Annotated in this window: 31 protein-coding genes; 11 read left to right on the forward strand and 20 right to left on the reverse strand. The window is 63.5% G+C overall.

What is annotated here, in order from left to right; all coding sequences use genetic code 11:
* The first annotated feature begins 3 nt into the window (after positions 1–3).
* Entirely contained in the window at positions 4–438 is a 435-nt protein-coding gene (locus VIL88_RS01980; protein WP_331985380.1) for a hypothetical protein, read from the forward strand.
* A gap of 26 nt (positions 439–464) precedes the next feature.
* Here VIL88_RS01980 and VIL88_RS01985 read toward each other — a convergent pair whose 3' ends face one another.
* From VIL88_RS01985 to VIL88_RS02000, 4 genes are all read right to left on the reverse strand, one after another.
* Positions 465–1,979, reverse strand: coding sequence for a sensor histidine kinase (locus tag VIL88_RS01985; protein ID WP_331985383.1), 1,515 nt, complete (start codon positions 1,977–1,979; stop codon positions 465–467).
* A gap of 90 nt (positions 1,980–2,069) precedes the next feature.
* Complete coding sequence (locus tag VIL88_RS01990; protein WP_331985386.1) at positions 2,070–2,972, reverse strand: diacylglycerol/lipid kinase family protein; 903 nt, start codon at positions 2,970–2,972, stop codon at positions 2,070–2,072.
* Between the two features lie 16 nt (positions 2,973–2,988).
* Positions 2,989–4,395 (reverse strand): sensor histidine kinase, encoded by a 1,407-nt coding sequence (locus VIL88_RS01995; RefSeq protein WP_331985388.1) that lies wholly within the window; start codon positions 4,393–4,395, stop codon positions 2,989–2,991.
* 77 nt (positions 4,396–4,472) lie between these two features.
* Positions 4,473–5,228: a Crp/Fnr family transcriptional regulator gene (locus tag VIL88_RS02000; RefSeq protein WP_414650099.1), complete on the reverse strand. Its 756-nt coding sequence runs from the start codon at positions 5,226–5,228 to the stop codon at positions 4,473–4,475.
* 129 nt (positions 5,229–5,357) lie between these two features.
* On the opposite strand from VIL88_RS02000, the gene VIL88_RS02005 reads away from it, so the two are divergent.
* Positions 5,358–5,720: a hypothetical protein gene (locus VIL88_RS02005; protein WP_331985393.1), complete on the forward strand. Its 363-nt coding sequence runs from the start codon at positions 5,358–5,360 to the stop codon at positions 5,718–5,720.
* Here the strand turns inward: VIL88_RS02005 and VIL88_RS02010 are convergent.
* Together VIL88_RS02010 and VIL88_RS02015 are read right to left on the reverse strand one after the other, a co-directional pair.
* Positions 5,717–6,268 carry an RNA polymerase sigma factor gene (locus tag VIL88_RS02010; RefSeq protein WP_331985395.1) on the reverse strand — a complete coding sequence of 184 codons (552 nt, stop codon included), beginning with the start codon at positions 6,266–6,268 and terminating at the stop codon, positions 5,717–5,719. The genes VIL88_RS02005 and VIL88_RS02010 overlap by 4 nt on opposite strands.
* A gap of 5 nt (positions 6,269–6,273) precedes the next feature.
* Complete coding sequence (locus VIL88_RS02015; protein WP_414650100.1) at positions 6,274–6,477, reverse strand: NepR family anti-sigma factor; 204 nt, start codon at positions 6,475–6,477, stop codon at positions 6,274–6,276.
* A 174-nt stretch (positions 6,478–6,651) separates the two neighbouring features.
* On the opposite strand from VIL88_RS02015, the gene VIL88_RS02020 reads away from it, so the two are divergent.
* The 3 genes from VIL88_RS02020 (at position 6,652) to VIL88_RS02030 (ending at position 8,781) form a co-directional block, all read left to right on the forward strand.
* Complete coding sequence (locus VIL88_RS02020; RefSeq protein WP_331985397.1) at positions 6,652–7,446, forward strand: response regulator; 795 nt, start codon at positions 6,652–6,654, stop codon at positions 7,444–7,446.
* 117 nt (positions 7,447–7,563) lie between these two features.
* Positions 7,564–7,728: a DUF1328 domain-containing protein gene (locus VIL88_RS02025; RefSeq protein WP_220304415.1), complete on the forward strand. Its 165-nt coding sequence runs from the start codon at positions 7,564–7,566 to the stop codon at positions 7,726–7,728.
* A gap of 156 nt (positions 7,729–7,884) precedes the next feature.
* Positions 7,885–8,781 (forward strand): sensor histidine kinase, encoded by an 897-nt coding sequence (locus VIL88_RS02030; RefSeq protein WP_331985402.1) that lies wholly within the window; start codon positions 7,885–7,887, stop codon positions 8,779–8,781.
* On the opposite strand, the gene VIL88_RS02035 is transcribed toward VIL88_RS02030, so the two are convergent.
* Positions 8,766–9,563, reverse strand: coding sequence for a YdcF family protein (locus tag VIL88_RS02035; protein ID WP_331985404.1), 798 nt, complete (start codon positions 9,561–9,563; stop codon positions 8,766–8,768). The two genes, VIL88_RS02030 and VIL88_RS02035, sit on opposite strands and share 16 nt — an antisense overlap.
* 175 nt (positions 9,564–9,738) lie before the next feature.
* On the opposite strand from VIL88_RS02035, the gene VIL88_RS02040 reads away from it, so the two are divergent.
* The 5 genes from VIL88_RS02040 to VIL88_RS02060 all read left to right on the forward strand — a co-directional run bounded on the left by VIL88_RS02040 (position 9,739) and on the right by VIL88_RS02060 (position 13,250).
* Positions 9,739–10,533, forward strand: coding sequence for an amino acid ABC transporter ATP-binding protein (locus VIL88_RS02040; protein ID WP_331985406.1), 795 nt, complete (start codon positions 9,739–9,741; stop codon positions 10,531–10,533).
* A 46-nt stretch (positions 10,534–10,579) separates the two neighbouring features.
* The gene (locus VIL88_RS02045; protein WP_331985408.1) at positions 10,580–11,332 is read left to right on the forward strand and encodes a transporter substrate-binding domain-containing protein; all 753 of its coding nucleotides are present in this window, start codon (positions 10,580–10,582) and stop codon (positions 11,330–11,332) included.
* A 78-nt stretch (positions 11,333–11,410) separates the two neighbouring features.
* Positions 11,411–12,220, forward strand: a complete 810-nt coding sequence (locus VIL88_RS02050; protein WP_331985410.1) for an ABC transporter permease subunit — start codon at positions 11,411–11,413, stop codon at positions 12,218–12,220.
* Complete coding sequence (locus VIL88_RS02055; protein ID WP_331985412.1) at positions 12,220–12,954, forward strand: ABC transporter permease subunit; 735 nt, start codon at positions 12,220–12,222, stop codon at positions 12,952–12,954. Before VIL88_RS02050 ends, VIL88_RS02055 begins: the two co-directional genes overlap by 1 nt.
* Before the next feature lie 8 nt (positions 12,955–12,962).
* Positions 12,963–13,250 carry an MTH1187 family thiamine-binding protein gene (locus tag VIL88_RS02060; protein WP_331985414.1) on the forward strand — a complete coding sequence of 96 codons (288 nt, stop codon included), beginning with the start codon at positions 12,963–12,965 and terminating at the stop codon, positions 13,248–13,250.
* A gap of 6 nt (positions 13,251–13,256) precedes the next feature.
* On the opposite strand, the gene uxuA is transcribed toward VIL88_RS02060, so the two are convergent.
* The 3 genes from uxuA to VIL88_RS02075 are packed head-to-tail and all read right to left on the reverse strand — an operon-like array spanning position 13,257 to position 15,495.
* On the reverse strand, positions 13,257–14,474 hold the full coding sequence (gene uxuA, locus VIL88_RS02065) for a mannonate dehydratase (RefSeq protein ID WP_331985416.1): 1,218 nt from the start codon (positions 14,472–14,474) through the stop codon (positions 13,257–13,259).
* Between the two features lie 59 nt (positions 14,475–14,533).
* The gene (locus tag VIL88_RS02070) at positions 14,534–14,881 is read right to left on the reverse strand and encodes a DUF4326 domain-containing protein (RefSeq protein WP_331985418.1); all 348 of its coding nucleotides are present in this window, start codon (positions 14,879–14,881) and stop codon (positions 14,534–14,536) included.
* On the reverse strand, positions 14,878–15,495 hold the full coding sequence (locus VIL88_RS02075) for a trimeric intracellular cation channel family protein (protein WP_331985420.1): 618 nt from the start codon (positions 15,493–15,495) through the stop codon (positions 14,878–14,880). The genes VIL88_RS02070 and VIL88_RS02075 overlap by 4 nt, the downstream gene beginning before the upstream one ends.
* Before the next feature lie 85 nt (positions 15,496–15,580).
* Between VIL88_RS02075 and VIL88_RS02080 the strand changes: the two genes are divergently transcribed.
* The gene (locus tag VIL88_RS02080) at positions 15,581–16,204 is read left to right on the forward strand and encodes a hypothetical protein (RefSeq protein ID WP_331985422.1); all 624 of its coding nucleotides are present in this window, start codon (positions 15,581–15,583) and stop codon (positions 16,202–16,204) included.
* A 138-nt stretch (positions 16,205–16,342) separates the two neighbouring features.
* Here VIL88_RS02080 and VIL88_RS02085 read toward each other — a convergent pair whose 3' ends face one another.
* The 10 genes from VIL88_RS02085 to odhB all read right to left on the reverse strand — a co-directional run bounded on the left by VIL88_RS02085 (position 16,343) and on the right by odhB (position 25,682).
* A complete protein-coding gene (locus tag VIL88_RS02085; RefSeq protein ID WP_331985424.1) occupies positions 16,343–16,678 on the reverse strand; it encodes a cupin domain-containing protein in 336 nt (111 codons plus the stop codon).
* 2 nt (positions 16,679–16,680) lie between these two features.
* The gene (gene kduD, locus VIL88_RS02090; protein WP_331985426.1) at positions 16,681–17,445 is read right to left on the reverse strand and encodes a 2-dehydro-3-deoxy-D-gluconate 5-dehydrogenase KduD; all 765 of its coding nucleotides are present in this window, start codon (positions 17,443–17,445) and stop codon (positions 16,681–16,683) included.
* Positions 17,442–18,272 (reverse strand): 5-dehydro-4-deoxy-D-glucuronate isomerase, encoded by an 831-nt coding sequence (kduI, locus tag VIL88_RS02095; RefSeq protein ID WP_331985428.1) that lies wholly within the window; start codon positions 18,270–18,272, stop codon positions 17,442–17,444. Before kduI ends, kduD begins: the two co-directional genes overlap by 4 nt.
* Positions 18,269–19,024 carry a FadR/GntR family transcriptional regulator gene (locus VIL88_RS02100; RefSeq protein ID WP_331985430.1) on the reverse strand — a complete coding sequence of 252 codons (756 nt, stop codon included), beginning with the start codon at positions 19,022–19,024 and terminating at the stop codon, positions 18,269–18,271. Before VIL88_RS02100 ends, kduI begins: the two co-directional genes overlap by 4 nt.
* Before the next feature lie 4 nt (positions 19,025–19,028).
* Positions 19,029–20,312, reverse strand: coding sequence for a TRAP transporter large permease (locus VIL88_RS02105; RefSeq protein ID WP_331985432.1), 1,284 nt, complete (start codon positions 20,310–20,312; stop codon positions 19,029–19,031).
* 8 nt (positions 20,313–20,320) lie between these two features.
* Positions 20,321–20,848 carry a TRAP transporter small permease gene (locus VIL88_RS02110; RefSeq protein ID WP_331985434.1) on the reverse strand — a complete coding sequence of 176 codons (528 nt, stop codon included), beginning with the start codon at positions 20,846–20,848 and terminating at the stop codon, positions 20,321–20,323.
* Between the two features lie 169 nt (positions 20,849–21,017).
* Positions 21,018–21,998 carry a TRAP transporter substrate-binding protein gene (locus VIL88_RS02115; protein ID WP_331985436.1) on the reverse strand — a complete coding sequence of 327 codons (981 nt, stop codon included), beginning with the start codon at positions 21,996–21,998 and terminating at the stop codon, positions 21,018–21,020.
* 215 nt (positions 21,999–22,213) lie between these two features.
* A complete protein-coding gene (lpdA, locus tag VIL88_RS02120) occupies positions 22,214–23,623 on the reverse strand; it encodes a dihydrolipoyl dehydrogenase (protein ID WP_331985438.1) in 1,410 nt (469 codons plus the stop codon).
* Between the two features lie 129 nt (positions 23,624–23,752).
* Positions 23,753–24,199 carry a hypothetical protein gene (locus VIL88_RS02125; protein WP_331985440.1) on the reverse strand — a complete coding sequence of 149 codons (447 nt, stop codon included), beginning with the start codon at positions 24,197–24,199 and terminating at the stop codon, positions 23,753–23,755.
* Positions 24,200–24,341: 142 nt separating this feature from the next.
* Entirely contained in the window at positions 24,342–25,682 is a 1,341-nt protein-coding gene (gene odhB, locus VIL88_RS02130) for a 2-oxoglutarate dehydrogenase complex dihydrolipoyllysine-residue succinyltransferase (RefSeq protein ID WP_331985442.1), read from the reverse strand.

The following is a 25,682-nucleotide window of genomic DNA, read 5'->3' on the forward strand; positions in this document are numbered from 1 at the left end:
GCCATGAACCTCCTGGTTCCGCTTGCCGGCCTGCTTGGATTCGAGATCAAGTCGATCACCAAGCAGGTCCGCAATGCCATCATCATCAACGTTGTCATTGCGCTGTTCGGCTCGGTCGGTCTGCTGTTCCTGGTGGCCGCCGGTTTCCTCGCCCTAGGCGATGCCGTTGGGGTCATCTACGCAGCGCTGATCTTTGCGGCAGCCTTCCTGGTGCTCGCCATCGGCGTCTACCTGGGCAGCATGATCTCGAGCAACCGGCACAAGCGCGAAGTCGCCGAGCGGAGGCGTTCGACCGAAAGCACGGCCTTCGTGACCACCGCTGCGGTGACGGCCCTGCCGACGCTGATGAAGTCGCCGGCACTTCGTACGCTTGCCCTGCCGGCAGCGGCCCTCGCCGCCTATATCTGGCTCGGTCGCAATCACAAGACTGACGAATAGTCGGAGCCGCCGCCTGGGCGGCGGCTCTATACCTGCTGCTCGGGCAGCGGCATCCATACGCGTGCGACGACGCCTTCCGGCTCGAAGCTGAGCTTGACCTCGCTGTCGAGCACCTTGGCAAGACTCCGCTCGATCAGCCGCGTACCCAATCCCACTTCCTTTGGTGGGGTGACCTGCGGACCACCCGTTTCCCGCCAGGTGAGGGACAGCCCGCGAACCGGCTCCTCGACCACGTCCCACTTGATTTGCACAACGCCTTCCGGTCCGGCCCAGGCCCCATGGCGGTGAGCGTTCGTGGTAAGCTCATGGAGGATCAGGCCAAGGCCGAGGGCATGGTCAGCCGGCAGGGCAACGTCATCGCCCTTTATATCGGCGCGATCGGGGTTGGTGCGGAAGCGGGGACCCAGTTGGGATCCGATGACTTCAAAGAGCTGCACACCGCTCCAGTCACGATCGGCAAGCAGCACATGGGCGTCGGAGATGGTGCGCAACCGACCGGAGAAGGCATCGATGAAGTCCTGCGGATCCGGGTTCTGCCGGATGGTCTGGCGGGCGACCGACTGGATCATCGCCAGCGTATTCTTGACCCGGTGGTTGAGCTCGCGCAGCAGCAGGCGCGTATGCTCGGCCGTGAGCTTGCTTTCCGACACGTCGATGGCGGCGCCCATCATCACCAGCGGCTTGCCTTCGGCATCGCGCTGGTAGACGCGGCCGCGCATGGTCAGCCAGCGGTTGGAGGCGGCAGAGCGCGCCTCGGCCTCGAAATCGACGCCCTCGTCGAAGCTGGCCCGGATTGCGGCCCGGAGCTTTTCAGTGTCGGCTGGATGGGTGGCGGCGAGGACGTCATTCACCTGGATCGCCGTATCCTCGGGCAGGTCATACATGCGGCGGAACATGTCGTTGCAGGTGAGCTCGCCGCTGGGCACATCCCAGACCCAGCTTCCCACCTGCCCTGCTTCCAGCGTCAAGGCGTGGCGCCATTCCTCGCGCATCAGGGCTGCGGCAGTGCGGCGGCTGACGCGTGCCTCGCTCTTGAGTTCGCAAAGGGAGGCGGCCAGATGCGCCAGCTCGACCAGCTGTTCGCCCAGCATGGGAGAAATCTCGTCGCGCGCGCGCTGGTCGAGGGCATAGATGGCGCCCACTTTCTGGTTGCCCACCGTGATGCTGGCGCCGGCACAGAAGCGCAGGTTGGGGTGTTCGGCAAAGGTGCTAGGGTCGAAACGGGTATCTTCGGCGGCATTGGAGACGATCAAGGCGGCGCTGGGCTCCAGCGCCAGGGCATGGGCGCCGACCGAATGGCCGCCGGGCAGGTCCAGCACCGGCGCCGGCCCGAAGTGACCCAGCACATGCTGCTGGTGTTCGCCGAGCAGCGCCACGACGGCCGAACTGGTTCCAAGGACCTGCGCAGCCATGCGGGCCAAGCGAGCGAAGTCCGCGTCGCCAGGTTCGTCGGACAGCAGAGCCGCCACAGCTTCGAGCCTTGCAGGGTTACTCAGAACGTGCTGCACATCGGCCGGAAAAGAACGGCTGCTATCTGTCACTTCTGAACTTCACGCTGGGGTACCCTAACGCTGCATAGATGCAGCCGCCAATCCTGCGAAACGCAATGGAGGCCGGAGGGTTCCACATCTTCAATGCTGGTCGTCGGCGGGAACGACGACCTTGAGCCCGCGCGGGTGGATGCGCAAGGTGACCGCATGGTCGAGGTCGGTGAGTTCCCCGTCGACGACCGCCTGCGCTCCGCCCTTGCGCCTGGGGAAGGCGAGCCTAACCTCCTCCACTTCCCTTTCGGAGACCATGGAGCTCTCGCGCCAGGTGCCAAGGAACAGCTTGGCGACCAGACGCAGGAGCGACCCTGTGGTCAGCGGCGCTGCGATATAGACGCCGAGGACTCCTGCCTGGAGACCGCCGGCATGGATCTGCCCGTCGCCGAGCGGATTGTTGGAGACCGCGATCCCTGAGACCACGCGCCGCTCGATGCCCTGCCTGGTCTGGAGCTCGACCTCGAAACGCGGCGGGCGCATCGCTGCGGCGGCAATGGCGCGGAGGCTCGCCAGCATCTTGCCGATCCGGCTGCGGTAATGCATGCCGTCGCGGATGCGAACCAGCCGCGCATGGACGCCCACACCGAACTGGTGGACGAAAGGCCGGCCGTTGGCGGTGGCGATGTCGATCTCCCCGATGGTGCCGGCGGCAACGGCATCGACCGCCTCGTTCAGGGTCAGCGGCAGCTTGAGGGCGCGGGCGAAGAGGTTCATCGTCCCGGCCGGCAGGATGGCCAGGGGACGGCCGCTGGTAAAGGCGATCGCCGCGGCCGTGGAAATGGTGCCGTCGCCGCCGGCGACCAGCAATGCATCTGCATCGTCGGCGGCGGCGCGCTCGAGTTCCGCGGTTACGTCGCGGCCGGCGACGACACGGCAGTCGACGCTATGGCCATGGCGCGCGAGACTGGTGGAGATAGTGGCGCAAAAATCGTCGAGATCCATGGTGCGCAAGGTACCGCCGTCGCGGTTCAGCACGGCGATGAAGCGCACCGATGTTCCCCTCTGCCTAAACCGCCCGTTCGCTGGCTAGCGACGGCATTGGCACCGTAACGCGCAAGCCCCCGCCTTCGGCCGGTTCGTAGCGCGGATGGCCGCCGAATTGATTGGCCAACTGGTTGACGATCACTGAACCAAGGCCACCTTCACCCGGCTGCCTGTCGCTGGCAAGACCCACGCCGGTATCGGTGACGGTCAGCGCCGGAATGCCCTCCTCGTTGCGTTTGAGCGCGCAGATGATCTTGCCACAGCGGCCATCCGGAAATGCGTGCTTGAGCGCATTGGTCACCAGTTCGCCCACCAGAATGCCCATGGTGGTCGCATCGCGGGTGCCCACCACCACCGGCTCGAAATCGCCTTCGATCACGATGTCCTTGGCATCGGCTGCGGTGAGGACGATGTCGTCGACCACAGCGCCGAGGAACTCGTCGGCGCGGGCCGTTTCCATGTCGTCACCCAGGCGCAGGCGGCGGTGGGCCGAGGCAATGGCATGCACCCTGGTGCGCGCAGACTCAAGCGCTTCCTTGACCTCTTCGGACCGGCTGCGCAGCAGTTGCAGGCCGAGGAGCGAGGACACGGTTGCGAGCGAATTGCCGATCCGGTGATTGGCATCCTGCAGCAGTGCCTCAACGCGCTGCCGTTCCTGCTCGGCATGGTGGCGAGCCTCTTCCAGTGCCTGGGTGCGTTCCTGCACCCGCGCTTCAAGGAGGGCGTTTTCGCTATGGAGCCGGCCGGCGCTGTGGGTAAGCTCGCTGACACGGCGCTGCGTGCGCGTGAACAGGGCCCAGGTCAGGGTGACCGCGCCGGCGAGCGCCGTGATGATGGCGGCCACCAGGCTACGCCGATAGCCATCAATGGCGTGGTTGCGTTCGATGAGCTTGCTGTTCTCTTCGTCAACGAACTGCTGCAGCTTTTCCTGGAGCCGCGCGGTGACGCGTTCGCCGGACTGCTCCAGCGCGGTGCCGGCAGTGCCCTGGCTCTCAACCAGTCCGACACTGCGATCCATCTCCTCGGCCTTGGCGACGATTTCGGCGGCGATGCTGCGCACCTGTGCCGCCTGCTGGTTGTCATCCGCGGCAAGGGCGGCCAGGCGCATCAGGCGGTCGCCGATGGTGACAGACAGCGCGCGATAGGTCTGGCTGTAGCTCGTTTCGCCGGTCAGCAGGAAACCGCGCTGCGCACTTTCGGCTTCGCTCAACACGGTGCGCAGCTCGGAAGCCTCGTTGCGCACTTCATAGGTGCGCACGACGTCGGTGATCTGTCCGTTGATGCCCTGGAGCAGGATCAGGGCGGCAAGGGCCGCGAGAACCACAAGGGCAAGGGAGGTGAACACGGCAACGCGCTTGACCAGGCGTCCATTCCAGCCAATTACCAGCCGCCGGGCAGGTTGCGGTTCAGTCAAGTCGATCGCCGTCATCTGTCGCATGCTCGCAGCACACTGATTGCATGATTCTGGTTAACCACGCCGGATGGCTTATTTGAGGCGAGCTAAGTCTATATCAGGGGACGCTTTCTTGCCACCGGGCCTTCCCAGCTGGCCGCCTCCATCAGCCCTTCGATATCGAGAACCTCGCAGGAGCGATCGAGCCAGCGGATCAGGTTCCGGTCCTGCAGTTTTCGCAGCGTCTTGTTGGTGTGAACGATCGAGAGGCCCAAGGTGTCGGCGACGTGCATCTGGGTGATGGGCAGGTAAAGCACGCTGGGCGATGCCAGGCCAACCGAGGCGGCGCGGTGATAGAGAAAGGCGATCAGGTAGGCGGCGCGTTCCACCGCCGAACGCCGTCCAAGGCTGAGCAGATGGTCGTCCAGCATGCGCTCTTCCTGCGCCGCCAGCCAGGTGATGTCGAAGCTCAGGCCAGGGTGGTTGCGAAAAAGCTCGTGGAGCCGGTTGCGCTCGAATACGCAGAGGACCAGCGGCGACAGCGCCTCGACCGAGTGCTGCATCTCGCCGATGACCGAGCCCTGCAGCCCGATCAGGTCGCCCGGCAGGAGGTAATTGAGGATCTGCCGCCGACCATCGGAGAGGGTCTTGTAGCGGAAGGCCCAGCCGGACAGGAGCGTATAGAGGTGGGAGTTGTGGCTGCCCTCGTCGAGCAGCGTCGTGCCGGTTTCCGCAACCAGTTCACCCATCTTGAACGAGGAGACGAAGCGCAGCTCTTCCGGCTCGAAGTCGCGGAAGCTGGGCATGGCACGGAGGGGGCACTGCTCGCACGGCACCCGGCGTCCGGAACTGGGTAGAACAAGACTCAAGGATCACACCGTAGGTGTCAGCGGCTGCGGCAAGCAATTGGCCGTAGCCATCGCCCTCCTACATGTCAAACTTAAATGACAGAAGCACGCATCCGCCGCATGGAAGGGACCCAAGCGCGCGGAAAAACAATGCTCAACGGACGGCCTGCCCTCATCGTGGAGGAGGAATTCCTCATTGCTCTCGACCTTCAGCGCATGCTGGAGAGCCTTGGCGTTGGCGAAACCCTGTTCGCGCGCAATGCCGAGGAAGCGCGGCGCCTGACCGCACAGCGTGCCGACATTGCCATTGCCATCGTGGAATTGCGGATCGACCAGCCCGAGAACCACGCATTGGCCGGAGAGTTGAGGGCCAGGGCCGTGCCCATGGTCGCCATGACCAGTGATACGCGCCTTTTTACCAGAAACCTTGAAGACGCGCCTGTTCTGCGCAAGCCCATTCCGGAAGAGGCTTTGGCAAGCGCTGTTCGGACAGCGCTTGCCGGTTCACGCTAGAAGCTGTGGTTGGACGTGGTGACCTGGGCCGACACCGCGTCAGGACCGTAATCGGCTTCGCCGCTGATCTTGAGAATGTCCTGCAGGCGCGTGCGCGCCCGGCTCACGCGGCTCTTCATGGTGCCCACGGCGCAATCGCAGATGGCCGCGGCTTCCTCGTAGGAAAAGCCTGAGGCGCCGATGAGAATCACCGCTTCGCGCTGATCATCCGGAAGTTGCGACAGGGCCTTCTTGAAGTCCTGCATGTCCATGGAGCCATACTGGGCCGGATGGACCGACAGGCGCTCGGTAAAGGCGCCATCGCTGTCCTGCACCTCACGGCCGCGCTTGCGCATCTGCGAATAGAATTCGTTGCGCAGGATGGTGAACAGCCAGGCCTTGATATTGGTGCCCATCTCGAAGCTGGTCTGCTTGGCCCAGGCCTTCATGACCGTGTCCTGCACCAGGTCGTCGGCCTTGTCGTGCTTGCCGGTAAGGGAAACGGCAAAGGCGCGCAGGCTCGGGAGCGTTGCAAGCATTTCGCGCTTGAACGAAGTCGGCTCGGTCATGGCCGCTACTCTCCGTCACGCGCTGGGTTCTTGGCCTGCTGGGCCTGCTCTGCACTGTCGAGCTTTTCCAGCAGGTCGAGAAGCTGCTCGGGCACGCCTTCGTCCTGAACAGCTCCATAAAGGGCGCGCAGACGATTGCCGATGTCCGTATTCGGACCTAGCCCATCATCTGCCCGCCCCGCCTGCGTACGCATACGTTGCTGGCTCACCAGTTTGTCCTTCATCATGCCGTAAATAGCCGTCAATTCGTGATTGCCCCACTTAGGGTGAGGAAATGCGCCTTCGGAAAAAAAGTTCCCTCCCCTTCGGAACTTTCTTTTTCGGGCGCCGTTTTGCGGTTTCGTGCTGTCACGAGCCTTAAGCGTCACTGGGAGTTCAGACTAATGACATTGTCTACGCGGATTGCTCCGCATCTGCCGTACCTGCGGCGGTTTTCGCGCGCCGTTACCGGGTCTCAGACCTCTGGTGACGCCTATGTGGCGGCGACACTGGAAGCTCTCATCGCCGACATTTCGCTGTTCCCCCAAGCTTCGAACGATCGCATCGCGCTTTACAAGCTGTTTTCCGCGCTCTTTTCTTCCTCGGCCGTCAAGGTTCCTGAACCGACCTCGACCTTCGCCTGGGAAAAGCGCGCCGCCAGCAACCTGGCAAACCTCGCCCCACGCCCCCGTCAGGCCTTCCTGCTGGTCGCCGTGGAAGGCTTCACCCATGCCCAGGCCGCTGAGATCCTTTCGGTGTCGGATGCGGAATTCTCGTCTCTCCTGGACGAAGCCTCTGTCGAGATCTCGCGCCAGGTTGCCACCGACATCATGATCATCGAGGACGAACCGCTGATCGCGATGGATATCGAGCAGCTGGTGGAAAGCCTCGGCCACAAGGTGGTGAGCGTTGCCCGCACCCACAAGGAAGCGGTCAACCTGTTCAACCAGACACAGCCGCGCATGATCCTGGCCGATATCCAGCTGGCTGATGGCAGCTCGGGCATCGATGCGGTCAACGACATCCTCAACACCCATTCGGTGCCGGTGATCTTCATCACCGCCTTCCCCGAACGCCTGCTGACCGGCGAGCGTCCGGAACCGACCTTCCTCGTCACCAAGCCGTTCAATCCGGACATGGTGAAGGCGCTGATCAGCCAGGCGCTGTTCTTCGACGAGGGCTCGCGCGCCGCCGCCTGATCGGGGCACCAGCAGAGTTGGTGAAGGCCGGGTTTTCCCCGGCCTTTTCTTTTGCCTTACAGGAACCTGACCACAGCCACTCCGTTGATATGACACTGGTTTCGAAAGGCTGCAAAGATGCTGTACTACGCTCTTGTCTTCCTGGTGATTGCCCTCATTGCTGGCGTCTTGGGGTTCGGTGGTATCGCCGGCGCGTCAGCGGGGATTGCCCAGATCCTGTTCTTCCTGTTCTTGGCATTCCTCGTGATTTCGCTGGTCATCGGCTTCTTCCGCCGCACCTGACTTTCAGCATGTGCCTCTGGAAGGCATAAGGCATGTGACTCCCGACGCGTCCGGGGCACCTGAAGGGTTTTGCAGATGTCCCCTCTTCCACCCCCCGCCGAGGCGCCCGAGAAGCTGCGCGCGCTATTGCGCGGGCTAGCAATCCGCGGGGTCTGCGTGTTGCACCAGACCCCGGACCACCGCTTCGACATCGCCGAGAATGCGCCGGCGGCCTGGCCGGTGACCGATCTCGTCGGTCGACAGGAGGCGGATGTATTTCCCTCGCCCGTCGCTCGCCTGATCCGCGAGTCACACGACCAGGTTACCCGCAGCGGGGAACCCCGCACCGTGGAATTCGAGATCGGCGAGGGCCTGAGGCGGCACCTCTACGAGATGGAGCTGCAGCGCGACGAAACGGGCGTGCTGATCGTCGTGGCCGATGTCACAGAGACGCGGCGGCGCGAAGCGGCGGTGACGGCCCTGCTGCGTGAGGTCAGCCATCGCTCCAAGAACCTCCTCGCCATCGTGCAGTCGGTCGCGATGCAGACTGCCAACCACAGCCGCACCATCCAGGATTTCCTCGACAAGTTCCGCGGACGGCTGCATGCCCTGTCGAGCACGCAGGACCTGGTGACTGAAAGCGACTGGCGCGGCACCTATCTTCATGCCCTGGTCACGGCCCAGCTTGCACGGGTCGGCAGCAGCCAGCTCGCCCATGTCTGCATTACCGGGGCCAATCCCCTGCTCGGGCCCAACGCTTCGCTCCATGTTGGTCTGGCCATGCACGAACTCGGCGCCAATGCCGTGCTGCATGGGGCACTAGCCGAGAACGCCCGCGGCGAAGTTAGGATCGAGGCGCGCATCGCCGATAGCCCAGATCAACCCGCTGACCTGATAATCGAATGGATCGAGGTGGGCGTCGGCGTGGCCGAGGGCGGGCTCCGGCCGCGCTTCGGAACTTTGGTACTGGAGCGCATCGTGCCGCTCTCGGTGGGCGGCACGGCCCAGTTCCAGGTCATGCCGGAAAGCGTCCACTACCGCCTTGTCGTGCCCGCCGATCAGTTCGAGGTCTGAGCCGGAAACACGGTGTCGATCCGTCCGGTGAGGGCGTAGGCGAGCAGGCCGATCCATTCCTTGAGCGCGACCGTCGTTATGTTGAGGCTGTGCACCGGATTGGCAAAGTCGAAGGTAAAGCTCTCGGCACCCGAACCGCGATAGTCGGTGGGCCACGGCACCACCTCGATGCCGACGCGACGGAAGAGCCCGACAGAGCGCGGCATGTGGAATGCCGACGTGACCAGCAAGGCCGTGCCCTCCCTGTCGCCGAGGAGATCGGCGGTCAATTCGGCATTCTCGTCGGTATTGCGCGCCTGCGCCTCCAGCTGCAGCCGTTCGGGCGCGATGCCCATAGAAAGGAACAGGCGTTCGGCCGTCACCGCTTCCGCCTCGCCACCGTCGAGGAGCCCTGTGCCGCCCGTGAAAACAATGGTCGCTTCGGGATAGCGCATGGCCAGGATCACCGCTTCCGTCAGGCGATCGCCCGCCTCGTTGAGTTCGGCGACGCCGCGCGCGGTGCTGACTCGCGCCAGCGTCGATCCGCCCAGGACGATAATCGTGTCGACACTTTCGGGCATGGTGGCGGGTCGCTCGAAGCGCTGTTCCAGCGGCCGGATGAGCAGGGCGCCGAAAGTAGTGAAGCTCGACAGGCAGAGCACCAGTACGGCCAGGACCTGTGCTGCTATGGCCAAGCGCCGGCGTCCGAGCCAGAAGCAGAAGAGCGCAAGCAGGGTCAGCAGCGCGACGATGCTGAGCGGTTGGGCCAGGACCCAGAAGACCTTGGACAGAAAATAGAACATGGCAGCTCCACAAGGAGAGGCAGCAGGGCACATCCCCAGGCACGTCACGCGATCACGCGTTTTCTCCTTGCTATCTCCCCCGCTTTTGCTTTTCTAGCGGGCGGTCGAGATTGCCAGCCTCATGACTAGGCAATCACCGTATCTGAATGCGCCCGCCTGTGGGCCGAAGGTGAAGATGGCGCAAGCTGCCGCTCAAGCGGACAAGTCCCCGGTCGTGTCGATAACCGGTCTGCACAAGTCCTTTGGTGAGCTCGAAGTTCTCAAGGGCATTTCCTTTTCGGCGCGCGAGGGCGAAGTCGTTTCGCTGATCGGCTCGTCCGGTTCCGGCAAGTCGACCTTGCTGCGCTGCATCAACATGCTCGAAGTGCCCGATCGCGGCACCGTCATGATCGATGGCGAAGAGATCGCGCTGCGCGGTGCCGGCTCTCGCCGCCACATCGCCGACGAAGGGCAGATCCGCCGCATCCGCTCCGAACTGGGCATGGTGTTCCAGAGCTTCAACCTCTGGGCGCACATGACCATTCTTGAAAACGTCATGGAAGCGCCGCTGATCGTGCAGCGCCGCCAGCGCGCGGAAGTGGAACAGCAGGCGCTCGAAACGCTCGACAAGGTCGGCATACGCGACAAAGCGGGCAGCTATCCCAACCAGCTTTCAGGCGGGCAGCAGCAGCGCGCCGCCATTGCCCGCGCGCTCTGCATAAATCCGCGCGTCATGCTGTTCGACGAGCCCACCTCGGCACTTGATCCTGAACTGCAGGTCGAGGTGCTGCGCGTTATCAAGGTGCTCGCCGACGAGGGGCGGACCATGATCCTGGTGACCCATGACATGGACTTTGCCCGCAGCATCAGCGATCGTGTGATCTTTCTCCACCAGGGGCTTATCGAGGAGGAAGGGGCGCCCGAGGAAGTGTTCGGCGCCACCAAGTCGGCTCGCCTCAAGCAGTTCCTCAACGCCAGCCATCACCCTTAGCCAAACCGACCCGGAAACCGGGCGAAGACACAACAAGGAGACGTTTATGAAGAAGCTCATTCTAGCGGCCGCTGCGCTACTGGCGCTCGGCTCGGCACCTCAGGCGCAGGAAACCGTGCGGATTGCCACCGAGGGCGCCTATGCCCCGTGGAACTTCCTCAACGACGCCGGCGAGCCTGCAGGCTTCGAGATCGAGCTGGGCAATGCCATCTGCGAAAAGGCCGGCTTTACCTGCGAGTGGATCATCAATGATTGGGATTCGATCATCCCCAACCTCCTGGCCGGCAACTACGATGTGATCATGGCCGGCATGTCGATCACCGACGAACGCCGCGAAACCATCGACTTCAGCGACAACTACTTCCCGCCCGATCCGTCCAAGTTCGCTGCAGCCGCTGGCGCCGGCCTGGACCTCAGCGCGCTTGAAGGCAAGCGCATTGGTGTCCAGGGCGGCACGATCCAGGCCGCCTATGCCGAAGAAAACTACGGCAGCAACAACACCGTCGTCTCCTTCGGCACCGCCGATCAGGCCATGGCTGACCTTGCCGCCGGCAATCTCGACGCCATCCTTGCCGATGGCGCCTATCTCGATCCGGTGATCGCCGCATCGGGCGGCGCAATGGAGTTTGTCGGCGAAGACATCATGATCGGCGACGGCTATGGTGCCGGCCTGCGCAAGGACGAAGCCGAGCTCAAGACCAAGTTCAACGAAGCCCTGGCAGCCCTCAAGGCAGACGGCACCGTGGACAAGCTCATTGCCCAGTGGTTCGAGGGCCGCGGCCCCTTCTTTACCGAGTAACACGTCTGCCGGGGTGGGTTCGCCCACCCCGGACTCCCTCCAGGGCCTGCCGATGCTTCCTTTCCCGAAAGCCAGTTCATGAGCGACGACTTCGTCTTCTGGCTGGGCTACCTGACCAATGGCAAGCACCTGACCTGGTATGCGAGCTTCCAGTTCACCATTTTCGCCGCGCTTGCCGGCGGCGCGCTGGCCATCGTCTTCGGCCTGATCGGCGCCACGCTCAAGAATTCGCGCCACGCGCCGCTGCGCCTTGTCGGCACGATCTATTCCTCGATCGTTCGCGGTGTGCCCGATGTCCTTTTCTTCCTGTTCTTCCCGCTGGCCTTCGAGCAGGGCGTGGAATGGCTGGTGGCGACGCAGGTCTGTACGCCCGAATTGATCGCCGCGCAGTCGGCGGCCTGGCCGCCATGCAAGGAAGCCAATTGGTTTCTCGGCACGCCTGAATACCTGATCCTGGCTTCGGTCTCGCTGGGGCTGGTCTATGGCGCCTTCGCCACCAATGTCATCCATGGCGCCCTGCGCTCGGTGCCCAAGGGGCAACTCGAGGCGGCACGCGCCTTCGGCATGTCGGCAAGGCAGGTGCTGTGGCGCGTCCACATTCGGCAGATGTGGGTCTACGCCCTGCCCGGCCTCTCCAATGTCTGGATGCTGATCATCAAGGCCACGTCCCTCCTGTCGCTGCTGCAGATCGCCGACATCGTCCTCTGGGCTGACCGGCTCGGGGCGCCGAACTTCCTTCCTGCTGTCGGCCTCGTGCATGAGGACTGGCGCTGGCGCTATTACCTCGTGCTTTTCGTGTTCTATATCCTCGTGACCTGGCTCTCGGAAAAAGGCTTCGATGCCATCACAAGACGCGCCGGCCGCGGCATCGTGAGCGAGGCCCGCTGATGCAGCGCTTCCTTGAAGAACTCGCGATCTTTGCGCCGGCAGTGGTGTTCAACCTCTATTTTGCTGCCGCCTCCATCCCCCTGGGTTTCCTCTTCGCCATCATGCTGGCGCTGGGCAAGGCCTCGGGCAATCCGCTGATCAACCGCCTGAGCCGCGGCTATATCTACGCCTTCCGCGGGTCGCCGCTCTTTATCCAGTTCTTCATGCTTTATTCGCTGGCGCTGTCGTTCAACGTCTCGCTTTGGAAGCCGCTCGACATTTCCTGGTTCGTGCTGCACCCGCTGTTCATCGGGCCGCTGGTGCTGACGCTCAATACCGCCGCCTATACGGCCGAGATCTTCTATGGTGCGCTGCGTGCGGTGCCGCGGGGAGAACTGGAGGCGGCGCGGGCCTATGGCATGAGCCGGCGGCAGCAGTTCCGGCAGGTGATCTGGCCCAATCTGATCCGGCTGGCCTGGCCCGCCTATACCAACGAGATCGTCTTCCTGTTCCACGCCACCGCCATCGTCTACCTTGCCCTGCCGGTGATCGGCCTGCAGAAGGACCTGATGATCACGGCAAAGGAGCTGTTCGAGCGCGACTACAATGCGTTCCTGCACTTCTCGGTGGCCGCGGTCTACTTCCTGGCCGTGTCGCTGGTTGTCTTCTTCCTTTGCGGCCTGGTCTACAGCCGCCTCATGCGCCACATGCCGGCCGGGCCACGCCTGCGCTTCGTGCCGACCTGGTGGCGATAGGAGACAAGATGAAGATCATCGCCGACCTCTGCATCGTGCCCATGGGCTCTGGCCCATCGGTGTCGCACTATATCCGCGAAGTGCGCGACATCATCGATGCGTCGGGCCTTGTCTACGAGATGCACGCCAACGGCACTAATATCGAGGGGGAGATGGCGGAGGTCAGCGCTACGATCGAGGCCTGCTGCCAGCGCCTCCACGCCATAGGCGTGGAGCGCATCTTTTGCACCATGTCCTTCTCGACCCGCACCGACAAGGCGCAACGCATGGCCGACAAGCTGGCGAGCCTTGGCTAGAAGGCGCTAGCGCGCCAGACCCCATTTGGCGTGCTCCAGCGCGGTCATGACCCCGCGCAGTTCTGCCAGCCCCTTCATGCGGCCGATGGTCGGATAGCCCGGCTGCGAACGCCGGCCGAGGTCGTCGAGGATGTCCTGCCCGTGGTCGGGACGCATGGGGATGATGTAATCCTTGCGCCCCTCCGCCTTTCGGCGGCGCTCCTCGCGGACTACGGCGGCAATCACCGCGACCATGTCGGTATCGCCGGCCAGATGCTCGGCCTCGTAGAAGGAGCCGAAAACGGCATCGGTGTCGCGCCTGACGTTGCGCAGGTGGAGAAAATGCACCTTGCTGGCAAAGCGCTCGAACATGGAAGGCAGGTCGTTGTCCGGGCGAGCGCCGAGCGAGCCGGTGCAGAAGGTCATGCCGTTGGCCGGGCTGTCGACGGCGTCGAGGATATGGGCGTAGTCGTCTGCCGTGGACATGACGCGGGGCAGGCCCAGAAGGGCAAATGGCGGATCGTCGGGGTGGCAGCAAAGGCGCAGGCCCAGATCCTCGGCGGTGGGAACGACCTGCTCGAGGAAGTCGATGAAATGCCTGCGCAGCTGGTCCCGGCTGATCTCGCCATATTCAGCCAAGTGCGCGCGAACGTCTTCCAGCGTCATCGACTCGGTCGAGCCCGGCAGGCCCATGGTGACGTTGCGTGCCAGCTGCTTGCGGGCCGCGTCGTCCATATCGGCAAAGCGGCGCTCGGCCTCGTCGGCGATGGCATTGGTATAGTCTGCTGGAGCGCCGGGGCGTTCCAGAACGTGAATGTCGAATGCGGCGAAATCGTTGATGTCGAAGCGCATGCAGGAGCCGCCATTGGGGACGGTCCAGCGCAGGTCTGTGCGCGTCCAGTCCAGCACCGGCATGAAGTTGTAGCAGATGACCTCGATGCCGCAATCGGCGAGGTTGCGCATCGAGATCTTGTAGTTCTCGATATGCTCGCGCCAGCTGTTCTTCTGCTTCTTGATGTCCTCGCTGACCGGGAGGCTTTCGACGACGTCCCAGGTGAGGCCGGAGGGGGTACCGTCCTTGCGGGTGGCGATTTCCTGGTGCCGCTTGCCAATCTCCTCGGGCGACCAGACCACGCCGTTGGGGATGTGATGCAGGGCGCTGACGACGCCCTCCGCCCCCACCTGCGTGACGTCGTCGATGCTGCACAGGTCTTTGGGTCCGAACCACCGCCAGGTCTGTCGCAAATCAGGCACTCCATTCTTGTATGGTAGTGCTTGCCATAGCTTCCTTGCGGCTGGAAGCCTTATTCGTTGGCCACAACCAGCAAATTGTCGACGTGGCAGGGCGTGCCGGCACGGCACCAGCAGGCAAGGTTCTTGCCCCCGAGTTGCCGGCGCAGCTCGGTGAGGTCCGGTGCTGGTTTCGGTCCTGCAAATTCACCGCGCAGCCACTTGCCGTGACGCGCCACGGCCTCCGCCTGAGCCTGCATGCGGTCGACGCCAAGTTCCTCGGCGACGGCGTCGATGGTGAAAGGATTGCCCCAAGGACCCGGCCGCGCCACCGACTGTGCAGGCAGGCCGTTCAGCGCCTGCGAAAGCGCCTGGAGATCGAAGCCAGCGCGGCGGGACAGGACGATCCGCTGCGGCTTCATTTGCGCATCTGCGGGTCGAAGACAAACTTGGGCATTTCCCACTTGAAGTAGATGGCGACGACGCGCAGCGGGAAACCCACGGCAAGGGCCACCAGCACCATGAGGTCGGTGGCAATGCCGGCCAGGAGCCCAAGGTAGTAAACGATGCCGGTGACGATCGACACGGTGGCGTAGAGTTCACTGCGGAACACCAGCGGCACGTCGTTGCAGAGGACGTCACGCAATATGCCCCCGACGATGCCGGTGACCATGCCCGAGACGATGACGATGATGGGATGGGCGCCCGTATCGATGGCGACATTGCAGCCGACGATGGTGAAGACGACGAGGCCCAGCGCATCGAGCAAGAGGAAAGGCCAGCGCAGGCGGTAGACGAGGCGAGCCGTGGCGATGGTCAGGAGGGCCGCGCCGCAGACAAGAACGAGGATATAGGGATTGCCCACCCAATAGAGCGGGAAATGGCCGAGGAAGACGTCCCGCGCCGTGCCGCCCCCCAGGGCAGTAACGCAGGCGAGAATGCAGACGCCGAACCAATCCATGCTGCGCCGGCCCGCCGCAAGCGCCGCCGTCATGGCCTCGGCCGTGATGGCCACGTAAAACATGATGCTCAGCATGCGCGCTGATATCCCTGACGTCAAAACCGGCTGTTGTTGACCCGGTTTAGCGAGGAAGCTCGGGGGAAGCTAGGGAGAGCTGCCGATGCGGGCACCCAAAACCGTTGCGTCGCTGGAAGAACTGGGACGCGTCCGTCTCAGCCCCAACTTCTTCCTGCGCGACTTCCTCCATTCCGAGATCGCCCAGATGCATGGTTTGCGCAATGTTCCCGATGATCTGGACCTCGCTATCGCTGCGGGCAAGGCCCTCTGCAAAAACCTGCTGGAGCCGCTGCAGGAGCGCTTCGGCCGCATCTCGATACGGTCGTCCTACCGTTCGCCCGAGGTCAACCGGTTCGGCAACGAGAACGGGTTGAACTGCGCTACCAACGAGAAGAACTACGCCCATCATATCTGGGATCGGCGCGACGCCGCGGGCCGCATGGGCGCAACGGCCTGCATCGTCGTCAACCGCTTCATTCCCTACTACGAGCGCACGGGCGACTGGGAAGCCATGGCCTGGTGGGTGCATGACCACCTGCCCTATTCGGCAATGGAGTTCTATCCTCGTTACGCTGCCTTCAACCTCAACTGGCGCGAAGAGCCGTTGCGCCGGATATCCAGCATGATCCCGCCGCGACGTGGCGTGCTCACCAAGCCCGGGATGGGGAACTGGGAGGGGCGGCACGAGGCGGCGTATGCGGGGATGCTGGAAGAACTCGGGAAGTGAAGCAGCCCCGGCCGTCACCCTCGGGCTTGACCCGAGGGCTCTGTACTTAAAGCGTAGTCCAGCGAGGGAAGAGCCCTGGGGTCAAGCCCGAGGGTGACGATCGAGGTGTTGGGCGATCCCGGTAGGGTACGATCGAGGTCAGACAAAGTCCTGCCGCATGGGGGTGAAGACGTCCACCAGCCGGCCGCGGGTGAGGGCCACGACGCCATGTTCGAGGCCGGAGGGCACGATGAAGCTGCCGCCCTGCTCGACAACCTGGGTTTCGCCGTCGATGGTGACCTCAAACCGGCCCTCTGCAACATAGCTGACCTGGACATGCGGATGGCTATGGAGCGCGCCGACGGCGCCTTGCTCGAAGCCGAACTCCACCTGCATCAGCTCGGGGGTGTGGATCAGCACGCGGCGGGTATTTCCCGGCTGCAGTTCGACCCAGTCGGTTTCGTTCGGTTGCGCAAAGAACTTTTGGTCAGACATGATCACCTCGCCAGCCAGCCGCCATCCACCGGGATGACGGCGCCATGCATGTAGTTGGAGGCCTGCGACAGAAGAAACACTGCCGCATCGCCAATATCGGACGGTTCGCCCCAGCGGCCCGCCGGTATGCGGCCAAGGATGGCGGCGGAGCGGTCAGGATCGGCGCGCAGGGCCTCGGTATTGTTGGTTTCGATATAGCCGGGAGCGATGGAATTGACGTTGATGCCCTTGGCCGCCCATTCGTTGGCGAGGAGACGGGTGATGCCCAAAACGCCGCTCTTGGACGCCGTGTAGCTTGCGACGCGAATGCCGCCCTGAAAGCTCAACATCGAGGAGATGTTGACGATCTTGGCTTGTCGGCCGGCCTCGAGCGCCCGCCTGCCCAGGGCCTGGGAGAGAAAGAACATCGTCTTGAGGTTGATGTCCATCACCTGGTCCCAGTCGGCCTCGGTGAAGTCGACGGCATCGACACGCTTGATGATGCCGGCATTGTTGACCAGACCATCGATGGGGCCGTGCTGATCCCAGGCAGTTGCGAACATGGTCTGCGCTTCGGCCGTGGAGCCGAGATCGGCCCTCACTTCGGCGAAGTCGGCGCCCTGCCCGGCCATCAGCAAAGCCGTCTGCTCCATGCTGGAGCGGCCGGCGCCGATGACCTTGCCCCCGGCCCGGCCGATGGAGAGGGCGATGCCCTGCCCGATGCCGGTATTGGCGCCGGTCACCATCACCGTCTTGCCGGAGAGGGAAAAGGCGGAAAGGTCCGTCACAGCAGTTCGTCCATGCCGATCTTTTCGGCGTCGGTATAGTCGATGTTGTCGCCGGCCATGGCCCAGATGAAGGTATAGGAGCCCGTACCGGCACCCGAATGGATCGACCACGGCGGCGAGATCACCGCCTGCTCGTTGCGCACGATGATGTGGCGCGTTTCTTCCGGTTCGCCCATCAGGTGCACGACAAAGGCATCGGGCTTGAGGTCGAAATAAAGGTAGGCTTCCATGCGCCGGTCATGCAGGTGCGCCGGCATGGTGTTCCAGACCGAGCCGGGGGCAAAGCTGGTGAGACCCACGACCAGCTGGCAGGTCTTGACGCTGTCGGCGTTGACGAACTGGAAGATGGAGCGCTCGTTGGCCGTTTGCTGCGAGCCCATGTCGAGCCGCTTGGCATCGGATTGCCGGATCAGCGTGGTCGGATGGCTGGCATGGGCAGGGGCGCTCAACAGGTAGAACTTGGCGCCTTGGCCACCGAAAGTGACTTCGGTGGCGCCCATACCGATATAGAGCATGTCGCGCGGACCGACGGCGTGCTCGGTGCCGTCGACGGTGACGGTACCCGCATCGCCGATATTGGCGGCGATCAGTTCGCGCCGCTCGAGGAAGTTTGCGGTGCCGGTCGGCTTGATGGGGTCCAGCCGCAGAGGATTAGCGCCCGGGACGGCGCCGCCGACCGCCATGCGGTCATAATGAGTATAGGTCCAGTTTACCGAGCCGGTCATGAACAGGTCATCGATCAGGAACTGCTCGCGCAACTCGGCAGTGTTCATGGTTGCAGCGCTGACGGGGTCAACGGCGAAACGGATGTCGTAATCGGTGGTCATGGGCTTGTCCTAGTTGCCGATTGCTGCTCGCGCAGCCGGTTACGGTAGCGTTCCTGGCTAAGCGACAGGTGCTGTCGCATGGCCTCACGCGCGGCATCGGCATCCTGTGCCGAAATGGCTTTAAGTATTTCGAGGTGTTCCTGCTGCAAGCCCGCCTGGTACTCGAAGGTCAGAACGCTTTCAGTGCCCCAGGGCGAGGCGACGTCGCAGGGTATGGTGCGGCTGCCCAGGCCATCCAGCACTTCCATATAGAATGGATTGTTGGTGGCGGCGGCAATGGTCCGGTGGAACATGAAGTCGGTCTTGCCGGTGGGCGTGCCCAGCTTAAGGAGACGATCGAACTCGTTCCAGGCTTCCTGGATCGCCGCCTCCTGGCTGGCGCTGCGGCGCAGTGCTGCAAGTCCGGCGGATTCAATTTCGATCCCCATGCGCACTTCAAGGACGTTGATGGCGACCGATATCTTGTTGGACTTGTCGGCGCCGATCGCGCTGAACGGCGTCGCCGCCCCGGCCACGACAAACACGCCGGCGCCCTGACGGGACTGGACGAGCCCATCGGCCGCAAGGGCGGCAATGGCTTCGCGCACCACGGTGCGGCTGACGCCGAATATGGTGGTCATCTGCGACTCGGTCGGCAGCTTGCCGCCGGCGCGGTATTCGCCCGCGGCGATGCGCTTGCGCAACGTGCCGATCACCAGGTCGGCGAGCTTGGGCCGCCGGGCCGCCGCGATGCTCTCGTCATGCAGGCTCATCGCGTCAGCCCCTGAACAGCGCCGGCAGCCACAGCGACAGCGCCGGGATGTAGGTCACGAGGCCAAGCACCGCGAGACCGGCGAAGTAGAAGGGCCAGACTGAGCGCATCGCCTCCATGACCGAGATCTTGCCAACGGCGGCGGCGACGAACTGCACCGGGCCAAGGGGCGGCGTGTTGAGCCCGATGCCGAGGTTGAGGATCATGATCACGCCGAAATGCACCGGGTCGACACCGAAGCTTTGCACCATGGGCAGGAAGATCGGGGTGGTAATGACGATTAGCGGGCCCATGTCCATGAACGTGCCTAGCACCAGCAGCAGGACGTTGATCAGCAAGAGCACCATCAGCGGGTCCTGCGTCAGTTGCCCGATGGCTTCGGTCAGGAGCGGCGCGACGCGCAGATAGGCCATCAGCCAGCCGAACGAGGCTGCAGCGCCGATGATGAATAGGACCATGGCGGTAGTGCGCACGGCGCCGGTGACGCAGTGAACAAAGGCGCGCCAGCTCATGCTGCGATAGATCAGCAGCGTTACGAGGAAGGCGTAGATCACCGCGATGCAAGAGCTTTCCGTGGCGGTGAAGATGCCGGAGCGGACGCCGCCGAAGATGATACCGATCAGGAGGAGACCGGGGATCGAGATCAGGAAATACTGCAGGGCCTTGCCGAAGCCGGGGAAAGGTTCGGTCGGGTAGCCGCGCTTGACCGCTACCACATAGGCAGTGACGCTGAGCGCCAAGGCCAGCAGGAGGCCCGGGATGATGCCAGCGGTGAAGAGGTCGGCAATGGAGATGCGCCCGCCGCCGGACAGCGAATAGATGATCATGTTGTGGCTGGGCGGCAGCAGGAGGGCGATTAGCGCCGCCATGGAGGTGACGTTGACGGCATAGTCGGCGCCATAGCCGCGCGCCTTCATCTGCGGGATCATGATGCCGCCGACGGCCGCAGCTTCGGCAACGGCCGAGCCGGAAATACCGCCAAACAGCGTCGAGGCAGCGACGTTGACCTGGCCCAATCCACCGCGCACATGTCCGATCAGCGAACCGGCGAACTGGATGATGCGGGCTGCAATGCCGCCGCGCACCATGAGGTCGCCGGCGAAGATAAAGAAGGGCACGGCCATCAGCGTGAAGACGGAGACGCCCGAATTGAGCTGCTGGAACACCACGATGGCCGGGCGGCCGATATAGACGATGGTGGCAAAGCTCGCGATGCCCAGGCAGAAGGCGATCGGCGTGCCGACCAGCATGAGGGCGGTGAAGACGCCGAAGAGGATCCAGTATTCCATCATAAACCTCAGTCGGCCGTGACGACGTCGTCGGTGGCGGGTTCATCCACATTCTCGCCGGCCATGCGCAGCAGGAGGCGCTCCAGCGAGAACAGGCACATCAATACGCCCGCAAGGACGATCGGCAGGTAGGTGAAGGTGGTGGGAATGCCGAGCACGGGAATGCGCGTGGTCCAGTAGCGGAGGGCGAGTTCCCCGCCATAGTAAGCCATGCCGAAGGCGAAGGCGAAAATGGCGAGGTCGGTCACCGCGCGCAGCCATGGCTTGGCGCCTGGCGGCAGCACATAGATCAGGACATCGAAGCCCATGTGGAAGTTCTCGCGCACGCCCACAGCGGCGCCGAGGAAAATGAACCAGCTCATGATCATGATCGAAGCGGCCTCGGTCCAGGGCGGCGAGGCGTTGAGCACGTAGCGGGTAAAGACCTGATAGGCGACGATCAGCGTCATGGTCACAAGGCCAATGCCCGCAATCCAGAGGGCCGCGGTTGACAGGGCGTTGAGCACGCGACTGGCGCGCAGGAGGGTGGATTTCATTGACGTAACCTTTGCCGTCTCAACACTGCCCCACCCACGGCGTCGTTCCCCGCGGAGGCGGAATCGCCCCGGGTCAGGGAGAAGGTGGATCCCCGCTTTCGCGGGAATGACGCTGTGGTCTATTCGTCCGAGAGGGATCGGGGTGACGGCGAACCGCCACCCCACTTGATCAGCCTTCGGTGGCGCGGATGCGCTCGACCAGGTCCTGGAGCTTGGGGTCGGTCACGTATTTCTCGTAGACCGGCGCCATGGCGTCGATGAAGGGCTGCTTGTCGACTTCGTTGATCGTGGCGCCGAGCGCCTCGACGGCGGCCTTGGATTCGGTTTCCTTGGCGGCCCAGAGTTCACGCTGCTTGGCGACGGACTGCTTGGCAGCTTCGCGGAACAGGGCCTGATCCTCGGGGGTCAAACCATCCCAGACGATCTTGGAGATCACCAGGACCTCGGGCACCATCAGGTGCTCGTCGAGCGAGTAGTACTTGGCGACTTCGGCGTGGCCCGCGGTGTCATAGCTCGGATAGTTGTTTTCCGCGCCTTCGATCACGCCCGTTTCGATCGCCGAATAGACTTCGCCGTAGGGCATGGGCGTGGCATTGGCGCCGAGGGCCCCAACCATGTCCACGAAGATGTCCGATTGCATGACGCGGAACTTCATGCCGGCCATGTCTTCGGGCGAGTTGATCGGCTTTTCGCTGTTGTAGAAGGAGCGGGAGCCGCCGTCATAGAAGGCAAGCGCCACCACATCCACGGCTTCGAATGCGGCCAGGATCTCTTCGCCGATCGGGCCATCGAGCACATTGTGGAAGTGCTCGGTGGAGCGGAAGATGAAGGGGAGTTGGGTGACGGTGGCTTCTGGCACCTGGGTGCCGAAGGCGCCGATGGAGATGCGGTTCATGTCGACAACGCCGAACTGCGTCTGTTCGATCGTATCGGCTTCCTGGCCGAGCTGGGCGGAGTGGAAGACCTCGACCGAGTAGCGGCCGTCGGTCTTTTCCTTCAGCAGCTCGCCGAAGTGCTTCACAGCTTCGACGGTCGGATAGCCGTCGGGATGGGTATCGGACGACCGCAGCACCGTCTGGGCACTAGCGGTCGAAACCATCAGCGATGCAGCGACAAGCGCGGTCGCTGCCAGTTTTGGCAGTTGAAACATTGGTGTCCTCCCAAGAACAGCGGTCCGGCTCGTCCTCCGCGCCGAATGACCGTGTCGGTTTCACAGACCTGCTCGCCGCCTCATGGGCGGAGAGGATCTGTTAAGAAACTGGTATGGAAGAAGCATGTGTAAGTCAACATACAATGGTTCGCATGTTGTATGATGACTGTAGGGAACGTCGGCACGCGTCCGGAGAATCGTGCCGACGCTGGATGCTAGATGTGGATAGCGCCGTCGCCCAGCGACAGGGCCGCTTCGCGGACCGCTTCCGAAAGCGTCGGATGCGCGTGGGTGCTGCGGGCAAGGTCTTCCGAGGAGCCCGAGAACTCCATCAGCACCACCAGCTCGTGGATCATCTCGCCGGCATTCTTGCCGACGATATGGGCACCCAGCACGCGGTCGGTCGCCACATCGCTCAGGATCTTCACGAAGCCCTGGGTGGCCAGCATGGCCTTGGCGCGGCCATTGGCGGTGAAGGGGAACTTGCCGATCTTGTAGTCGACGCCCTCAGCCTTGAGCTCGTCCTCGGTCTTGCCGACCGAAGCCACTTCCGGATTGGTGTAGACCACGGCGGGAATAGCCGCGTAGTTCACGTGGCCGGCCTGGCCGTTGAGGATTTCGGCCACGGCAATGCCTTCGTCCTCGGCCTTGTGCGCCAGCATCGGACCGGCGATGACGTCGCCGATGGCGTAGATGCCGTCGACCGAAGTCTTGTAGTGCTGGTCGACGCGCACGCGGCCGCGCTCGTCCAGCGCCACGCCGACAATGTCGAGGCCGAGGCCCTCGGTGAATGGCTTGCGGCCGATGGCGACGAGCGCGACGTCCGCGTCGAGGATCTCCATGTCGCCGCCCTTTGCAGGCTCCACGCGAACCTTGAGCGCGCCGTCGTCCTGCTTGTCGATGCCGGCTACCTTGCTCGAGAGCTTGAACTCGATGCCCTGCTTCTGCAGCATGCGCTGGAACTGGCGGGCCACTTCGCTATCCATGCCGGGCAGGATGCGGTCGAGATATTCGACCACTGTGACCTTGGCACCGAGGCGCGCCCAGACCGAGCCCAGCTCGAGCCCGATGACGCCAGCACCGATCACCAGCAGCTTGCCGGGGACCCGGTCAAGGGTGAGCGCGCCGGTGGAGGTCACCACGGTCTTTTCGTCGATCTCGATGCCCGGCAAGCTGGCTGAAACAGAGCCGGTGGCAATGACGATATTCTTGGTCTCGATTTCGGTGGGCGCGCCGGTCTGCGGCGTCACCAGAACCTTGCCGGGAGCCACGATGGTGCCGATGCCACGGATCGGGGTGATCTTGTTCTTCTTGAAGAGGTAGTCGACGCCGCCGACATTGCCGGCAACGACCTCGTTCTTGTGGTTCATCATCTGCGGCAGGTTAAGGACCGGCGCCGGAATATCGATGCCGAGGCCCTTGAAGCTATGGGCGGCTTCCTCAAACAGTTCCGTGGCGTGAAGCAGGGCCTTCGAGGGAATGCAGCCGATATTGAGGCAGGTGCCGCCATGGGTGGCCCACTTTTCGACCACCGCAACCTTCATCCCCAGCTGTGCCGCGCGGATCGCCGCGACATAGCCGCCCGGACCCGAGCCGATGATGGTGAGATCGTACGCGTCTGCCATTTGGAGCCCCAAAAGTGTTGTGCTGCCGGCGATCTGCCAGCAGGATCAATGTAGTGCTGCCAAGACGTTTAACCCACAGGCCGCCGCGGAAAAAGCCCCAGCATGCGTGCCCCGCATTATGCATAAGGCCTATTCAGAAGCGATGGCCTGCGCCTTGGCCAGGGAGTCGGGAAGCTGGGTGTTGATGTCGAGCGCCCCGCTCTCGACCTGTTCAAGAAAGGCGCGGCAGAACACGTCCTTGTCCTTAGCCTGATTGTAGGCGCTCATGATCTGCTCGCCGCCATAGTTTTCCGCCGCCAGCTTCTGCCCCTCGGCGGCGCCGCCGAGACGGGCGATGACGCGGTCGGCAAGGTCGAGAAAGCCGATATTGCGCAGGTACCAGTTCTCGCCGGCGGTCTTGTAGGCGCTGTCAAGGCCGGTGGTTTCGTAGCAATGCGTGGTCATTGCGGAGACGATGACCTTGGAGCCGTGGAAGGCGATGAGTTCACCGATAAGCTCGGCATTGTCGGCATCCTGTGCGTGGGCGGCGACGGAAACATTCAACCAGGCCGCAGCAAGAAGGATGGGAAAACGCACGGGCACGGATACTCCTCTGTGTGACACGACACCCGCATAAGCCGCAAAACTGTTAACCGACTGTTAGCACCAGTTGTCACGGTTTTGTAATGCAAAGGGCCCGCCAATGGCGGGCCCTCGTATGACTGCGTAATGCGGCAGCTTAGAGGTCGAGCACGAGACGTTCCGGTGCCTCGAGCGATTCCTTGACGCGAACCAGGAAGGTCACCGCTTCCTTGCCATCGACGATGCGGTGGTCATAGGAGAGCGCCAGATACATCATCGGGCGGATGACAACCTGGCCGCCGATGGCGACCGGACGCTCCTGGATCTTGTGCATGCCCAGGATACCCGACTGCGGCGCATTGAGGATCGGGGTCGACATCAGCGAGCCATAGACGCCACCATTGGAGATGGTGAAGGTGCCGCCCTGCATGTCGGCCATGGAGAGCTGGCCGTCGCGGGCCTTCTTGCCCAGCGTATTGATCGACTTCTCGATCTCGGCAATCGACATCTGGTCCGCGTTACGGACGACCGGGACGACGAGGCCCTTGTCGGTGCCGACGGCGACGCCGATGTGAGCGTACTGCTTGTAGATCAGGTCATCGCCATTGATCTCGGCATTGACGGCCGGGATTTCCTTGAGCGCGTGAACGACGGCCTTGGTGAAGAAGCCCATGAAGCCAAGCTTGACGCCGTGCTTCTTCTCGAACAGCTCCTTGTAGGAATTGCGCAGGTCCATCACCGGCTTCATGTCCACCTCGTTGAAGGTGGTGAGCATGGCGGCGGTGTTCTGCGCGTCCTTGAGGCGGCGGGCAATGGTCTGGCGCAGGCGGGTCATCTTGACCCGCTCTTCGCGCGAGGCATCGTCGGCAGCGACCGGGGCACGCGGCGCGGCGGGGGCCTTGACCTCGGGTGCCTTGGCCGCCGGGGCCGAGGCCGGGGCCGGCTGATACACGGCCGGAGCGGCACTGGTATCGAGCGCCGGGGCGGGAGCCGAAGCCTGGCCGCCATTGCCACCGATCCGGCTGAGGGCCGACAGGACGTCTTCCTTGAGGACCTGGCCAGACTTGCCCGAACCCTGGATGTCGGCGGCGTTGAGGCCGTTTTCGGCGATCATCTTCTGCGCCGACGGCGCCGGGGCACGGTCGGTGGCCGTCACCGGCTGCGGTGCCGGTTCGGGCTTGATCTCCTCGGGACCGGCGGCGTTGTTGGCGGGGGTCTGCGTCCGGGGCTCGGAAGCCGGCGCAGCACCTGCGCCGGCACCGGCACCGCCGATGGCGCCAAGCAGCGCGCCGACGTCGACGGTTTCACCCGGCTGGGCAGCAATGGCCTCCAGCACACCGGCCGAGGGGGCCGGCACTTCGATGGTCACCTTGTCGGTCTCGAGCTCGACGATCGGCTCGTCGGCGGCAACGGTGTCACCGACCTTCTTGAACCACTGGCCAATGGTTGCCTCGGTGACGCTTTCGCCGAGGGTGGGGACGCGGATTTCAGTCGACAT

Origin of the sequence: Devosia sp. (assembly GCF_036563435.1) — a bacterium.
Taxonomy (GTDB): domain Bacteria; phylum Pseudomonadota; class Alphaproteobacteria; order Rhizobiales; family Devosiaceae; genus Devosia.

Bases quoted from the DNA above. Each gene is read 5' to 3' on its own strand.
- odhB (WP_331985442.1), bottom strand. From the start codon at position 25,682: ATGTCGACTGAAATCCGCGTCCCCACCCTCGGCGAAAGCGTCACCGAG.
- VIL88_RS02010 (WP_331985395.1), bottom strand. From the start codon at position 6,268: ATGACCGAGCCGACTTCGTTCAAGCGCGAAATGCTTGCAACGCTCCCG.
- VIL88_RS02020 (WP_331985397.1), top strand. From the start codon at position 6,652: ATGACATTGTCTACGCGGATTGCTCCGCATCTGCCGTACCTGCGGCGG.
- VIL88_RS01980 (WP_331985380.1), top strand. From the start codon at position 4: ATGAACCTCCTGGTTCCGCTTGCCGGCCTGCTTGGATTCGAGATCAAG.
- VIL88_RS01995 (WP_331985388.1), bottom strand. From the start codon at position 4,395: ATGACGGCGATCGACTTGACTGAACCGCAACCTGCCCGGCGGCTGGTA.
- VIL88_RS02005 (WP_331985393.1), top strand. From the start codon at position 5,358: ATGCTCAACGGACGGCCTGCCCTCATCGTGGAGGAGGAATTCCTCATT.
- VIL88_RS02110 (WP_331985434.1), bottom strand. From the start codon at position 20,848: ATGAAATCCACCCTCCTGCGCGCCAGTCGCGTGCTCAACGCCCTGTCA.
- VIL88_RS02035 (WP_331985404.1), bottom strand. From the start codon at position 9,563: ATGTTCTATTTTCTGTCCAAGGTCTTCTGGGTCCTGGCCCAACCGCTC.
- VIL88_RS02080 (WP_331985422.1), top strand. From the start codon at position 15,581: ATGCGGGCACCCAAAACCGTTGCGTCGCTGGAAGAACTGGGACGCGTC.
- VIL88_RS02045 (WP_331985408.1), top strand. From the start codon at position 10,580: ATGAAGAAGCTCATTCTAGCGGCCGCTGCGCTACTGGCGCTCGGCTCG.
- VIL88_RS02115 (WP_331985436.1), bottom strand. From the start codon at position 21,998: ATGTTTCAACTGCCAAAACTGGCAGCGACCGCGCTTGTCGCTGCATCG.
- VIL88_RS02055 (WP_331985412.1), top strand. From the start codon at position 12,220: ATGCAGCGCTTCCTTGAAGAACTCGCGATCTTTGCGCCGGCAGTGGTG.
- VIL88_RS02060 (WP_331985414.1), top strand. From the start codon at position 12,963: ATGAAGATCATCGCCGACCTCTGCATCGTGCCCATGGGCTCTGGCCCA.
- lpdA (WP_331985438.1), bottom strand. From the start codon at position 23,623: ATGGCAGACGCGTACGATCTCACCATCATCGGCTCGGGTCCGGGCGGC.
- VIL88_RS02050 (WP_331985410.1), top strand. From the start codon at position 11,411: ATGAGCGACGACTTCGTCTTCTGGCTGGGCTACCTGACCAATGGCAAG.
- kduI (WP_331985428.1), bottom strand. From the start codon at position 18,272: ATGACCACCGATTACGACATCCGTTTCGCCGTTGACCCCGTCAGCGCT.
- VIL88_RS02025 (WP_220304415.1), top strand. From the start codon at position 7,564: ATGCTGTACTACGCTCTTGTCTTCCTGGTGATTGCCCTCATTGCTGGC.
- VIL88_RS02100 (WP_331985430.1), bottom strand. From the start codon at position 19,024: ATGAGCCTGCATGACGAGAGCATCGCGGCGGCCCGGCGGCCCAAGCTC.
- VIL88_RS02040 (WP_331985406.1), top strand. From the start codon at position 9,739: ATGGCGCAAGCTGCCGCTCAAGCGGACAAGTCCCCGGTCGTGTCGATA.
- VIL88_RS02075 (WP_331985420.1), bottom strand. From the start codon at position 15,495: ATGCTGAGCATCATGTTTTACGTGGCCATCACGGCCGAGGCCATGACG.
- VIL88_RS02085 (WP_331985424.1), bottom strand. From the start codon at position 16,678: ATGTCTGACCAAAAGTTCTTTGCGCAACCGAACGAAACCGACTGGGTC.
- VIL88_RS02105 (WP_331985432.1), bottom strand. From the start codon at position 20,312: ATGGAATACTGGATCCTCTTCGGCGTCTTCACCGCCCTCATGCTGGTC.
- VIL88_RS02070 (WP_331985418.1), bottom strand. From the start codon at position 14,881: ATGAAGCCGCAGCGGATCGTCCTGTCCCGCCGCGCTGGCTTCGATCTC.